A 13,723-nucleotide genomic window follows, 5' to 3' on the forward strand; every position below is an offset into this window, starting at 1 on the left:
CGAGGTCGCCCCCTCGACGACCACATCGACGATGCCCTCGCCGCGGTGGGACTCGACGACCGGACCGACAAGCCCGTCCGCGGGAGCGGGCTGACCGCCCGCGTGGGCCTCCTGCTCGGGATCGCGTTCACGGTCTGCTTTGTCACCGGTCTGATCAGCCATTGGATCCAGCACCCGCCGGGCTGGTTCTACTGGCCGGCGAACCCGCCGTGGCTCTACCGCGTCACGCAGGGACTGCACGTGATCAGCGGTGTCGTGGCGATACCGCTGCTGCTGGTGAAGCTCGGTGTGGTGTACCCGAAGCTGTTCGCGCGGCCACGCATCGGCTCGCCGGTGCGCTTGCTCGAACGGTTGTCGATCGCCGTGCTGGTGGCGGCGGGCATCTTCCAGTTGTTCACCGGGCTGATGAACACCGCGCAGTGGTATCCGTGGAAGTTCTTCTTCACCACCACCCACTACGCGATGGCGTGGGTCGCCATCGGCGCGCTGGCCGTCCACATCGCGGTGAAGCTGCCGATCATCCGGAGCGCCCTCGGCGAACCCCTCGACGCCGACACCTCGACCGACGAGGCAGCCGAGGCCGCTCCCTCCCACCGCGGTGTCCTCACCCGCCGCACCGTCCTGCGCGGTACCTGGGCGATCGCCGGTCTGACGGCCTTGGCCTACGCCGGACAGTCCGTGCCGTTCCTGCGCTGGGCCGCCTTCCTCGCGCCACGATCGGGTGAGGGTCCGCAGGGCGTGCCGATCAATCGCACCGCGCAGGCCGCGGGGATCACCGACCGCGTCCGCGGTGCCGACTATCGCCTCGTCCTCACCGTCGACGGCCGCGAGACCTCCATGTCGCTCGAGGCGCTGCGGTCGTTGCCGCAGACGACGCGCGATCTCCCGATCGCGTGCGTGGAGGGGTGGAGCGCGTCGGGCACGTGGCGCGGTGTGCGCCTGCGGGATCTGCTCACGACGGTCGACGACCGACGGGGACGTGACGCCCGCGTCGTGTCGTTCGACCGCGGCCTCTACGGGGTCACCATGCTGCCCGCGAACTTCGTCGACGACGACGACACCCTCATCGCCCTCGAACTCAACGGCGAGGTCCTCAGTCTCGACCACGGGTATCCGTGCCGACTCATCGCACCGAACCGGCCCGGCGTGTTGCAGACGAAGTGGCTGTCGCGGATCGAGGTCCTGTGACCACCGCGATCCGGCTGGTACTCGCCGTCGCCGGCCTCGGGATGGCCGCGTACGGGGTGTCGCTGCTGTGGGACGTACAGACTGCCGACCAGATCTCGCTGCTCATCTGGCTCGCTGCGGGCCTCATCGCGCACGACGCGATCCTCGCGCCGATCTACACGATGTTCAGCCACGCCGGTCGGCGCCTGCTGCCCTCGACGGTGTGGGCGCCGGTGCTGGTCGCCGGCGCGGCCACGCTGATCCTGGTGTTGCTGTCGCTGCCGGTTCTCGCCCCGCGCCCGGCCGACAAGACACCTGACAACGCGACCATCCTCGATCGCCCCTACGGCCTGGGCCTGGGGATCGTCGTCGCAGTCATCTGGGTGCTGGCGGCGGCGGTCGCGGTCCGCAACCACCGCTCACTGCGCAGCCATCCGGCGTCAGGCGACCCGGGCCCGACAGACCGCGGGCGCGACCGAGTGCGGTAGCAACCGCGCGGTGTCGAGCGGGAGCATCAACCGCACGTCGGCGTCGTCGAGGAAGCGATACGGGTTGCCGACGACGACGCCGGCCAGTTGTCTACGCAGGCGCGACATCTCGGCGCGGACGGTGATCACGCGTGACTCGTCACCGAACAGGTCATGTGCCATCTGTGCCGCGGTGCGGCCGGCCCGGTGTCGTGCGAGGAGATACAGGATCTCGGCGTGACGTGGAGTGGGGGCGTTCGTCCACCCGCCGAGCGCGGTGTCGACGCGCACCGACGGTGCGCTGCCGTCGCGCAGATCGACCACCACCGTCGTCGGGACGTCGGAGGCGGCGCCGGCGTCTGCTCCCACGCGGACGAGCCATCCGCCGGGAAGGGGCTCCATGTCACACGACCCCAGCGACGGGAGCCACACACGTCCCGGTCGCAGGTCGTCGGGCAGCAGGATCCGGTTCCGGTCGGCCACCGATTCCACGGCGGCCACCCATCCGTGGGCGTCGACCGCCAGAGCCCGACCGGCGAGACGCGCCAGCATCGGGGCCGCGACCGATCGCAGCCGATCGAGGGTGCGGCGGTGCAGTTCCCGCAGATGCGACTCCGCCAGACGGGCGACCGCGTCGACCAGCGCGACGGTGGTCGGGTGGATCGTCGCCGCGGGCCCGCTCACGTCGACGACCCCGATGACCTCGTTCGTGCGGGCGTCGCGGATCGGTGCACCGGCGCACGTCCACGTGTGGTGACTGCGGACGAAGTGCTCGGCGGAGAACACCTGCAGCGCTCGCCCCGACGCCAGGGCGGTCCCGATGGCATTCGTCCCGACCGCGTCCTCGGCCCAGTCGGCGCCCTCGACGAAACCGAGCCGATCGGCGTTGGTGAGAACGCGGTTCGAGCCGCTCCGCCACAGGACCCGGCCGCCGCGATCGGCGATGACGAGGATGTTGTCGCCGTCGGTGATCACCGATTCGAGGCCCCGGGCGAGATCGTCGACCACGTCGGCCAGGCCCGACTCCTGTCGACGGAGTTCGAGGTCACCCACCGTCACAGACGGGCTCGTCCGGTTCATCCGATCGGGATCGGCGCCCTGCGCCAGGAGTCGATTCCACGAGTCGTCGATGACCTCACGGGGCCGGGCCGGTGCCTTGTCCCCCGACATCGTCGCGTCGTAGACCTCGGTGAGGAGTTCTGCGTAGCGGCGTGGGTCGTCGCCCGCGTAGAGCGCGGGCTCGGGGGTCTCGGAGCGGGTCATGATGGCACCAGTGTGCCCCCCGTCACACCGGCGGGCAACGACACGCTCACCGCGTCGGGTCGACGAGGACCTTCATCTTGGTCCCCGAGTGCAACGCCTCGAAGCCCTGATCGACGACGTCCTCGATGGAGATGGAACTGACCCACCCGGTGGTGTCGTAGCCACCCGACGCCATCAGGGCGATCACGGCCTCGAAGTCGGCGCCGGTGTAGCAGAGGGATCCTTGGATGCGCGCCTCCTTCATCACGAGATCGATCAACGGTGTCGTCAGTGGTTTCTCGTAGATCGCGACGCTGACCATGGGCTTGCGGGCGCCGACGCACGCCAGTGCCGATTCGATCGCGGGTGCGACCCCGGCCGCGTCGTAGACGGCGTCGACACCGCGGCCATCGGTGGCGTCGGCGACGAGGGCGGGGACGTCGACCGCGGTGGGGTCGAGCGTTGTCGCCCCGAGCGCCTCGATGGCGGCGCGTCGTGTCGCCGATGGCTCGACCACGCGGATGTCCTCGAGGCCTTTGCCACGCAGTGCGAACCACAACCCGATGCCGATGGGGCCGGCGCCGTAGATCATCGCCGTGTCCCCGTCGCCCACGTCGCCGAGTGTCGCGGCGTGGTGGGCCACGGCCATCGGTTCGACGAGTGCTCCGAGTTCGAACGAGACCGAGTCCGGCAGTCGGTGCAGCATGTCGGTCGGGACCACGGTGTACTCGGCCATGCCGCCGTCGGACATCAGCCCGTGGAAGCCGATCTGTGCGCAGACGTTGTAGGTGCCGGCCGAACACGGTCCGCAGTGGCCGCATCGGTACAGCGGTTCGATCGCGACACGGTCGCCCTCGGCGTACCCGGTGACGCCCTTGCCGACCGCGGAGATCGTGCCCGCGAACTCGTGGCCGAGGATCAGGGGCAGCTCGGCGCCGGTCAGGGGATGCGGTGATGTCGGGATGAAGATCGGGCCGGCGTAGTACTCGTGCAGGTCGGTGCCGCAGATGCCGTTGTACGCGACGGCGATGCTGACCTGCCCCGGTCCGGGATCGGGTACCGGTACGTCGTCGATCGCGACCTTGTTCGGTCCGTGGTAGATGGCTGCTCGCATGTCTGGCTGCTTTCGTCCCGGCGCGGCATCGTCGCCCACCGATGCAGACCTGTCTATGTGACGGGCCACGTCGGCCGCCAGGGTTGCAACGCGCTGCAACCCTGGCGCCGGGACACCCACTGCGTGTGTTGTGGATCACAGCGCGGAGTCTTCGACGGAGAAGGCCCGGCGATCGACGACAGGGAGTCACATGACGCAGACCATCGAACCCACAGACCTCGCGGAGCCGGCCGCGGACGGCACCGCGGCACCCGGGATCGACGATGCCCAACAGCGAATGGATCGCTGGCTGGCCGAGTTCGAGGCCGCGCTCGCGGTACGCGACATCGATCGCGTCGTCTCGGGATTCGTGACCGACTGCTTCTGGCGGGACCTGGTCGCGATGACCTGGAACCTCACGACGATGGAGGGCCACGAACAGCTGGCCGACATGCTCGAGGCCCGGCTACCGGAGGCCGACCCGAGCGGGTTCGTCACCGCGGAGCCCGCCACCGCCGACGGCGATGTCGTGTCGGCGTTCATCGAGTTCGAGACGGCCACCGGTCGCGGGAAGGGGCACCTTCGCCTACGACGCGAGGAGGACGGCGTCGACCGCGGCTGGACGTTGCTCACCACGTTGCGCGAGCTGAAGGGCTTCGAGGAACCCCAGGGCGATCGACGCGTCAAGGGCGCCGTGCACGGCCAGTCCGAGGACACACGTTCGTGGGCGGAGCGGCGTGCCGACGAAGAGCGCGAGCTCGGATACACGGTGGAGCCGTACACGCTGATCATCGGCGGTGGCCAGGGCGGCATCGCGCTCGGCGCCCGTATGCGGCAGATGGGTGTGCCGTCGATCGTGGTGGACAAGCACGAGCGCCCCGGTGATCAGTGGCGCAACCGCTACAAGTCGCTCTGCCTGCACGATCCGGTCTGGTACGACCATCTCCCCTACCTGCCGTTCCCCGAGAACTGGCCGGTGTTCGCGCCCAAGGACAAGATCGGCGAGTGGCTCGAGTTCTACACACGCGTGATGGAGGTGCCGTACTGGAACTCGACCACCTGTCTCTCGGCGCAGTTCGACGAGAAGGACGGCCGCTGGACCGTCGAACTCGACCGCGACGGCGAGAAGGTGACGGTGCACCCCACCCACCTTGTGCTCGCCACCGGCATGTCGGGAAAGCCCAACGTCCCCGACTTCCCGGGCCAGGACGTGTTCGCCGGCGATCAGCATCACTCGAGCGCCCATCCCGGGCCCGACGCCTATGTCGGCAAGAAGGCCGTGGTCATCGGATCGAACAACTCCGCGCACGACATCTGCAAGGCACTCGTCGAGAACGGCGTCGACGTGACGATGGTGCAGCGCTCGTCGACACACATCGTCAAGTCGGAGTCGCTGATGGATCTCGGTCTCGGTGATCTGTACTCCGAGAGGGCGCTGGCTGCCGGCATGACCACGGAGAAGGCGGACCTGACGTTCGCGTCGCTGCCGTACCGGATCATGCACGAGTTCCAGATCCCCGTGTACGACGCGATCCGGGAGCGTGACAAGGACTTCTATGACCGTCTCGAAGCGGCGGGCTTCGATCACGACTGGGGTGACGACGGTTCCGGCCTGTTCATGAAGTACCTGCGACGGGGATCGGGCTACTACATCGACGTCGGTGCCGCGGAGCTCGTCGCCGACGGCACCATCAAGCTGGCCCACGGCAATGTCGACCACCTCGCCGAGAACACTGTGGTGCTGTCAGACGGGACGGAGTTGCCGGCCGACGTCGTCGTCTATGCGACCGGCTACGGATCGATGAACGGTTGGGCCGCGGACCTCATCGGCCAGGATGTCGCCGACAAGGTCGGAAAGGTGTGGGGTCTGGGCTCGGACACCACCAAGGATCCGGGACCGTGGGAGGGCGAACAGCGCAACATGTGGAAGCCCACCCAGCAGCAGAACCTGTGGTTCCACGGTGGCAATCTGCATCAGTCCCGGCACTACTCCCTATACCTGGCGTTGCAGTTGAAAGCGCGCTACGAGGGCATCCCGACGCCGGTCTACAAGCTGCAGGACGTGCACCATCTGAGTTGAGGTCCAGACAGCACAAAACCCCTGTGACCAGTGGTCACAGGGGTTTTGTGAAGTTGTGTTCGGCGGTGTCCTACTCTCCCACACTGATTAGGGTGCAGTACCATTGGCGCTGGAGGGCTTAGCTTCCGGGTTCGGAATGGGGCCGGGCGTTTCCCCTCCGCTATAGCCGCCGTAACAATGTGAAACCGTCACACCCCACGTGGTGGGGTGGTCACGATCCTTTATCAGGGTCGTGTGTTGTTTCAGATATTGCACAGTGGATGCGAAACACGCTTGTATCAGTTGAAAACTGTTTGCGGGTTTTATGTGTTGTAAGTCCTCGGCCGATTAGTACCAGTCACCTACACCCATTACTGGGCTTCCAGTTCTGGCCTATCAACCCCATGGTCTGTGGGGGGCCTTAACCACGCAATGGTGGTGAGAAACCTCATCTTGGAACAGGCTTCCCGCTTAGATGCTTTCAGCGGTTATCCCTTCCGAACGTAGCTAACCAGCCGTGCTCCTGGTGGAACAACTGGCACACCAGAGGTTCGTCCGTCCCGGTCCTCTCGTACTAGGGACAGGTTTCCTCAAGTTTCTTACGCGCGCGGCGGATAGAGACCGAACTGTCTCACGACGTTCTAAACCCAGCTCGCGTGCCGCTTTAATGGGCGAACAGCCCAACCCTTGGGACCTACTCCAGCCCCAGGATGCGACGAGCCGACATCGAGGTGCCAAACCATCCCGTCGATATGGACTCTTGGGGAAGATCAGCCTGTTATCCCCGGGGTACCTTTTATCCGTTGAGCGACACCGCTTCCACTTGCCGGTGCCGGATCACTAGTCCCGACTTTCGTCCCTGCTCGACATGTCCGTCTCACAGTCAAGCTCCCTTGTGCACTTACACTCAACACCTGATTGCCAACCAGGCTGAGGGAACCTTTGGGCGCCTCCGTTACATTTTGGGAGGCAACCGCCCCAGTTAAACTACCCATCAGGCACTGTCCCTGAACCAGATCATGGTCCGAGGTTGAGGTATCCAATACGATCAGAGTGGTATTTCAACAACGACTCCACCCACACTGGCGTGCGGGTTTCACAGTCTCCCACCTATCCTACACAAACCGAACCGAACACCAATACCAAACTATAGTGAAGGTCCCGGGGTCTTTTCGTCCTGCCGCGCGTAACGAGCATCTTTACTCGTACTGCAATTTCGCCGAGTCTGTGGTTGAGACAGCAGAGAAGTCGTTACGCCATTCGTGCAGGTCGGAACTTACCCGACAAGGAATTTCGCTACCTTAGGATGGTTATAGTTACCACCGCCGTTTACTGGGGCTTAAATTCTCAGCTTCACCCCGAAGGATTAACCGGTCCTCTTAACCTTCCAGCACCGGGCAGGCGTCAGTCCGTATACATCGTCTTACGACTTCGCACGGACCTGTGTTTTTAGTAAACAGTCGCTTCTCTCTGGTCTCTGCGACCACCACCAGCTCAGACCGCAAAAGTCGTCACCAGCAATGGCCCCCCTTCTCCCGAAGTTACGGGGGTATTTTGCCGAGTTCCTTAACCACAGTTCTCTCGATCGCCTTAGTATTCTCTACCTGATCACCTGTGTTGGTTTGGGGTACGGGCCGTGTCACCACTCGCTAGAGGCTTTTCTCGGCAGCATAGGATCATGGAATTCGCCTCAATCGGCTACGCATCACCTCTCAGGCTATGTGAACGGCGGATTTGCCTACCGTTCGCCCTACAGGCTTACACCAGTACAACCACTGACTGGCCCCACTACCTTCCTGCGTCACCCCATCGCTTGACTACTACCACACAAGGTCCCATGCAGCCCCACACTCGAGACCCGAAGGTCTTCTCGGCGGTTTTGGATGGTTAGTACATGTGATTCATCACGGGCGCGGAAACACGGGTACGGGAATATCAACCCGTTGTCCATCGACTACGCCTGTCGGCCTCGCCTTAGGTCCCGACTCACCCTGGGCGGATTAGCCTGGCCCAGGAACCCTTGATCATTCGGCGGCGAAGTTTCTCACTTCGCTTTCGCTACTCATGCCTGCATTCTCACTCCCACACCCTCCACCACTGGATCACTCCGTGGCTTCCCTGGGTGCAGGACGCTCCCCTACCCACCCACACCACCACCAACAGACCCGTAGATCCGCTGGAGTGTCTTGTGTGAGTGCCGCGGCTTCGGCGGTGTACTTGAGCCCCGCTACATTGTCGGCGCAGGATCACTTGACCAGTGAGCTATTACGCACTCTTTCAAGGGTGGCTGCTTCTAAGCCAACCTCCTGGTTGTCTTCGCGACCCCACATCCTTTTCCACTTAGTACACGCTTAGGGGCCTTAGCCGGCGATCTGGGCTGTTTCCCTCTCGACTACGAACCTTATCGCCCGCAGTCTCACTGCCGCACTCTCACTCACTGGCATTCGGAGTTTGGCTGACATCAGTAACCTTGTAGGGCCCATCCGCCATCCAGTAGCTCTACCTCCAGTGAGAAACATGCGACGCTGCACCTAAATGCATTTCGGGGAGAACCAGCTATCACGGAGTTTGATTGGCCTTTCACCCCTACCCACAACTCATCCCCTCCATTTTCAACTGAAGTGGGTTCGGGCCTCCACGTCGTCTTACCGACGCTTCACCCTGGCCATGGGTAGATCACTCCGCTTCGGGTCTAGAACACGCCACTGAAGGTCGCCCTATTCAGACTCGCTTTCGCTACGGCTACCCCACAACGGGTTAACCTCGCGACGTGCCACTAACTCGCAGGCTCATTCTTCAAAAGGCACGCCATCACCACCGGCCCACCAAAGGACCCAACGGCTCTGACGGATTGTAGGCGCACGGTTTCAGGTACTATTTCACTCCCCTCCCGGGGTACTTTTCACCTTTCCCTCACGGTACTAGTCCGCTATCGGTCACCAGGGAGTATTCAGGCTTACCGGGTGGTCCCGGCAGATTCACAGCAGATTTCACGGGCCCGCTGCTACTTGGGAACCCATCAAGTGAGACCACACACTTTCAGCTACCGGACTCTCACCGTCTACGGCAGACCATTCCAGGCCACTTCACCTAGCATGTGATTTTTTTACTCACCCCCAGCACGGCAGCACTGAGAAGATGAACCCCACGACCCCACACAGACAACCCCTGCCGGGTATCACATCTGCATGGTTTAGCCTCTTCCGCTTTCGCTCGCCACTACTCACGGAATCACTGTTGTTTTCTCTTCCTGTGGGTACTGAGATGTTTCACTTCCCCACGTTCCCTCCACACCGCCTATACATTCAGCAGTGGGTAACACCCCATCACGGGTGCTGGGTTTCCCCATTCGGACACCCTCGGATCACAGCTCGTTTGACAGCTCCCCGAGGCCTATCGCGGCCTACCACGTCCTTCATCGGCTCCTGGTACCAAGGCATCCACCGTACGCCCTTACACACTTACAACAACCTACAAAACATTCAAAAAATAAAGATGCTCGCATCCACTGTGCAATTCTCAAACAACACACACCCACCACCCACACACCCCACCGACCCACGGCCGGCTGCTTCCAAGGCAGCGCAATGATGAGCATCAGAAAGAACGTGTGTTCTCTCAGGACCCAATAGTGTGTTGACCCCGCACCCAGTCACCCAGGCACGACACCCCCACCACCACAACATGATGTTGTAGCAGCAGAAGCTTGTTTATGTTTCACCCAATGAACAAACACCCACCGTGACACAAACGGCCACGAAACAGGCATGTTGTTTGCTCCTTAGAAAGGAGGTGATCCAGCCGCACCTTCCGGTACGGCTACCTTGTTACGACTTCGTCCCAATCGCCGATCCCACCTTCGACAGCTCCCTCCACAAGGGTTAGGCCACCGGCTTCGGGTGTTACCGACTTTCATGACGTGACGGGCGGTGTGTACAAGGCCCGGGAACGTATTCACCGCAGCGTTGCTGATCTGCGATTACTAGCGACTCCGACTTCACGGGGTCGAGTTGCAGACCCCGATCCGAACTGAGACCGGCTTTAAGGGATTCGCTCCACCTCACGGTATCGCAGCCCTCTGTACCGGCCATTGTAGCATGTGTGAAGCCCTGGACATAAGGGGCATGATGACTTGACGTCATCCCCACCTTCCTCCGAGTTGACCCCGGCAGTCTCCTGCAAGTCCCCGGCATAACCCGCTGGCAATACAGGACAAGGGTTGCGCTCGTTGCGGGACTTAACCCAACATCTCACGACACGAGCTGACGACAGCCATGCACCACCTGTACACCAACCACAAGGGGGGCTGTATCTCTACAGCTTTCTGGTGTATGTCAAACCCAGGTAAGGTTCTTCGCGTTGCATCGAATTAATCCACATGCTCCGCCGCTTGTGCGGGCCCCCGTCAATTCCTTTGAGTTTTAGCCTTGCGGCCGTACTCCCCAGGCGGGGTACTTAATGCGTTAGCTACGGCACGGATCCCGTGAAAAGGAACCCACACCTAGTACCCACCGTTTACGGCGTGGACTACCAGGGTATCTAATCCTGTTCGCTACCCACGCTTTCGCTCCTCAGCGTCAGTTACTACCCAGAGACCCGCCTTCGCCACCGGTGTTCCTCCTGATATCTGCGCATTTCACCGCTACACCAGGAATTCCAGTCTCCCCTGTAGTACTCAAGTCTGCCCGTATCGCCCGCACGCTTGATGTTAAGCATCAAGATTTCACGAACGACGCGACAAACCGCCTACGAGCTCTTTACGCCCAGTAATTCCGGACAACGCTCGCACCCTACGTATTACCGCGGCTGCTGGCACGTAGTTGGCCGGTGCTTCTTCTCCAGGTACCGTCAATCACTCTTCGTCCCTGGTGAAAGAGGTTTACAACCCGAAGGCCGTCATCCCTCACGCGGCGTCGCTGCATCAGGCTTGCGCCCATTGTGCAATATTCCCCACTGCTGCCTCCCGTAGGAGTCTGGGCCGTGTCTCAGTCCCAGTGTGGCCGGTCGCCCTCTCAGGCCGGCTACCCGTCGTCGCCTTGGTAGGCCATTACCCCACCAACAAGCTGATAGGCCGCGGGCCCATCTCGTACCGAAAAACTTTCCACCACCAGACATGCATCCAGAGGTCATATTCGGTATTAGACCCAGTTTCCCAGGCTTATCCCAAAGTACGAGGCAGATCACCCACGTGTTACTCACCCGTTCGCCACTCGAGTACCCCGAAGGGCCTTTCCGTTCGACTTGCATGTGTTAAGCACGCCGCCAGCGTTCGTCCTGAGCCAGGATCAAACTCTCCATGAAAAACCAGAGAAAAACACGCACCCCCCCAAAAAGAGAAGGCAACGCGGATTTCAACACAATCTTCCCAGCAGAGAAAAAATCCCAACCAAAAAAACAACTGACAACCACCCCAAAAAGGGCGGCATCAACAAAAAACAGTGCCGGACTCAAAGCCGACACCACAAAAAATGGCATAAACAATCCATCAACACACTATCGAGTTCTCAAAGAACACACACCCATGGACTGATCCTGTGACGAACCAGGCTCCGTGAGCCCCGTCAGAGCGCGTTGTTTCCCAACGATCTCTGACATGGGATTTGCACCCCAAGCGCGGAAGTTCCTCCAGAAACTTTCTCCGGTTTGTTTCCCCCGCTCTGCGGTGCGATATGAAAGTTACACAGGCGCGAACGCAGCGTCAAATCGCCTGGTCAGAGGCTCGCAAACGTTAACGGAAGCGCGCACCAGCGACGTTTCGCTTGCCGCGGCGCACCACGAGCCATCCACCGGCCAGCAGATCCGCTGATGTCGCCACCCAGTCCGGGTCGACGACCTTCGCGTTGTTCACGTAGGCCCCACCCTCGGCGATCGTGCGACGAGCTGCCTTGTTGCCGTCACTGAGACCGGTCGCGACCAGCAGCTCGACGATCGTGGGTTCGTCGGCGGACGCGTAGTCGGCGACCACGGTCTCCGAGAGTGCTGCGCCGAGCGTCGCCCCGTCGAGGTCGTCGAGTTCGGCACGACCGAAGAGGGCCTGGCTCGCGGTCTGCACCGCACGGGTGGCCTCGTCGCCGTGGACCAGCGTCGTCATCTCGGCGGCCAGTGTCTTCTGCGCCGAGCGCAGGTGCGGCGTCTCGGTGGTGGCGGCCTCGAGGGCGTCGATCTCGTCCCTGCTCAGGAAGGTGAACCACCGCAGGTACCGGATGACGTCGGCGTCGGCGGTGTTCACGAAGTACTGGTACCAGGCGTAGGGACTGGTCATCTCCGGGTCGAGCCACAGGCTCCCTCCCCCGGTGGACTTACCGAACTTCGTGCCGTCGGCCGCCGTGACCAGCGGGACCGTGATCGCGTGGAGGGCTGCCCCGTCGACGCGGCGCCCGAGGTCCACTCCACCGACGATGTTGCCCCACTGGTCGGAGCCGCCGATCTGCAACGAGCAGCCGTACCGACGGTGCAGTTGGACGAAGTCGTTGGCCTGCAGCAGCAGGTAGCTGAACTCGGTGTAGCTGATCCCGTCGCCGTCGAGGCGCCGCTTGATGGTGTCGCGCGCCAACATGACGTTCACCGAGAAGTGCTTACCGATGTCACGCAGGAAGTCGACGGCCGACAGCTCACCGGTCCAGTCCAGGTTGTTGGCGACGATCGCGCCGGTCTCGGTGTCGTCGATCGTGACGAACCTCTGCAGCTGTGCGTCGATGCGCTGGGCCCAGTCACGCACTGTGTCGGTGGTCTGCATCGTCCGCTCGCCGACATCTCGCGGGTCGCCGATCATGCCGGTCGCTCCCCCGGCCATCACGATGGGCCGGTGGCCGGCGAGTTGGAAACGACGCAGCGTCAGCAGCGGCACGAGGTGCCCGGCGTGCAGGCTCGGCCCGGTCGGGTCGAACCCCGCGTACAGGGTCAGCACCCCGGCCGACACCGCCTCGCGCAGCTGGTCGATGTCGGTGGACTGCGCGATCAGGCCGCGCCACTGCAGCTCGTCGATGATGTCGGTGCTCACCAGTCCGATCCTTCCGCATCGATCGAGCCCGCGGCCAACCGACGTCGCCGGACCGCCGCGGATCCCGACCGGAAGGCCGAGACCGCCGGTGACCCGGCGATCCAGAACCGCCACGGTCGGCCGGTCGCGATGGTGATCCCCACCCTCGGCCCGCACATGACCGCGTCGTCGGCGAGAGGGGCGCCGCGGTGCAGACGTAGCGGGCTCGTCGGGGAACACAGATCGAGACCGTTGTCGGCGAGGTCGGCTGCGACAGCCGCGCCCAGATTCCCCGGCCCCATGGCGAGGCGATGCGCCGCAATCCCCGACGAGCGTGTCCGTGACCTGCGACGTACGACCGAGTCCTCTCCCTCGAGCACCTCGGCGGCACGGAGAAGCACTGCGGCACCCTCGCCGTCTGCCTCGGCCGAGACGTTGAGGCAGAGATGGATGCCGTAGGAGCGGTAGACGTAGAGCCGTCCGGCCCGGCCGAACATCACACGGTTGCGTGGCGTCGGTCCACCGAAGCCGTGTGCCGCCGGATCGGGGTGACGTCCCGTCTCCGGACCGCCATAGGCCTCCACCTCGACGATCCGGAGTCGCACCGGACCTGTGCCGGGTTCGCCGGGCGCGACGAGGTCACATCCGAGGATCCGGCGGGCGACGGTGACCGGGTCGACGGACAGTTCGTCGACGGTCAACAGCGCATCGGACAC

General features: G+C 63.2%; 8 protein-coding genes and 3 rRNA genes. 4 read left to right on the plus strand and 7 right to left on the minus strand.

Translation table 11 applies throughout. The annotated features are described in order from the left end of the window. Positions 1–45 precede the first annotated feature (45 nt). Both OG579_RS03535 and OG579_RS03540 read left to right on the plus strand, forming a co-directional pair. Complete coding sequence (locus tag OG579_RS03535; protein ID WP_328859142.1) at positions 46–1,188, plus strand: molybdopterin-dependent oxidoreductase; 1,143 nt, start codon at positions 46–48, stop codon at positions 1,186–1,188. Continuing rightward, positions 1,185–1,655 (plus strand): hypothetical protein, encoded by a 471-nt coding sequence (locus OG579_RS03540; protein WP_328858121.1) that lies wholly within the window; start codon positions 1,185–1,187, stop codon positions 1,653–1,655. The genes OG579_RS03535 and OG579_RS03540 overlap by 4 nt, the downstream gene beginning before the upstream one ends. Here OG579_RS03540 and OG579_RS03545 read toward each other — a convergent pair. Together OG579_RS03545 and OG579_RS03550 are read right to left on the minus strand one after the other, a co-directional pair. Then, positions 1,608–2,897: a helix-turn-helix domain-containing protein gene (locus OG579_RS03545; protein ID WP_328858122.1), complete on the minus strand. Its 1,290-nt coding sequence runs from the start codon at positions 2,895–2,897 to the stop codon at positions 1,608–1,610. The two genes, OG579_RS03540 and OG579_RS03545, sit on opposite strands and share 48 nt — an antisense overlap. A gap of 46 nt (positions 2,898–2,943) precedes the next feature. After that, complete coding sequence (locus OG579_RS03550; RefSeq protein ID WP_328858123.1) at positions 2,944–3,990, minus strand: 2,3-butanediol dehydrogenase; 1,047 nt, start codon at positions 3,988–3,990, stop codon at positions 2,944–2,946. Positions 3,991–4,180: 190 nt separating this feature from the next. On the opposite strand from OG579_RS03550, the gene OG579_RS03555 reads away from it, so the two are divergent. Continuing rightward, positions 4,181–6,049 (plus strand): NAD(P)-binding domain-containing protein, encoded by a 1,869-nt coding sequence (locus tag OG579_RS03555; RefSeq protein ID WP_408068737.1) that lies wholly within the window; start codon positions 4,181–4,183, stop codon positions 6,047–6,049. Between the two features lie 57 nt (positions 6,050–6,106). Here OG579_RS03555 and rrf read toward each other — a convergent pair. The 3 genes from rrf to OG579_RS03570 form a co-directional block, all read right to left on the minus strand. Further along, positions 6,107–6,223, minus strand: a 5S ribosomal RNA gene (gene rrf, locus OG579_RS03560). A gap of 133 nt (positions 6,224–6,356) precedes the next feature. Next, positions 6,357–9,495, minus strand: a 23S ribosomal RNA gene (locus OG579_RS03565). 318 nt (positions 9,496–9,813) lie between these two features. Then, positions 9,814–11,329 (minus strand): 16S ribosomal RNA (locus OG579_RS03570). The 16S, 23S and 5S rRNA genes sit together here, the layout of an rRNA operon. Between OG579_RS03570 and OG579_RS03575 the strand changes: the two genes are divergently transcribed. Then, entirely contained in the window at positions 11,325–11,558 is a 234-nt protein-coding gene (locus tag OG579_RS03575; protein WP_328858124.1) for a hypothetical protein, read from the plus strand. The two genes, OG579_RS03570 and OG579_RS03575, sit on opposite strands and share 5 nt — an antisense overlap. 198 nt (positions 11,559–11,756) lie before the next feature. Here the strand turns inward: OG579_RS03575 and tyrS are convergent, their stop codons facing one another. Continuing rightward, a complete protein-coding gene (tyrS, locus tag OG579_RS03580; RefSeq protein WP_408068738.1) occupies positions 11,757–13,028 on the minus strand; it encodes a tyrosine--tRNA ligase in 1,272 nt (423 codons plus the stop codon). Beyond that, entirely contained in the window at positions 13,025–13,723 is a 699-nt protein-coding gene (locus tag OG579_RS03585) for a DNA-3-methyladenine glycosylase (protein WP_328858125.1), read from the minus strand. Before OG579_RS03585 ends, tyrS begins: the two co-directional genes overlap by 4 nt.

Origin of the sequence: Williamsia herbipolensis (assembly GCF_036153515.1) — a bacterium.
Classification (GTDB): Bacteria; Actinomycetota; Actinomycetes; order Mycobacteriales; family Mycobacteriaceae; genus Williamsia_A; species Williamsia_A herbipolensis.

Excerpts from the sequence above, each read along its gene's own strand:
- OG579_RS03575 (WP_328858124.1), top strand. The coding sequence starts at position 11,325 with ATGAAAAACCAGAGAAAAACACGCACCCCCCCAAAAAGAGAAGGCAAC.
- OG579_RS03555 (WP_408068737.1), top strand. The coding sequence starts at position 4,181 with ATGACGCAGACCATCGAACCCACAGACCTCGCGGAGCCGGCCGCGGAC.
- OG579_RS03550 (WP_328858123.1), bottom strand. The coding sequence starts at position 3,990 with ATGCGAGCAGCCATCTACCACGGACCGAACAAGGTCGCGATCGACGAC.
- OG579_RS03545 (WP_328858122.1), bottom strand. The coding sequence starts at position 2,897 with ATGACCCGCTCCGAGACCCCCGAGCCCGCGCTCTACGCGGGCGACGAC.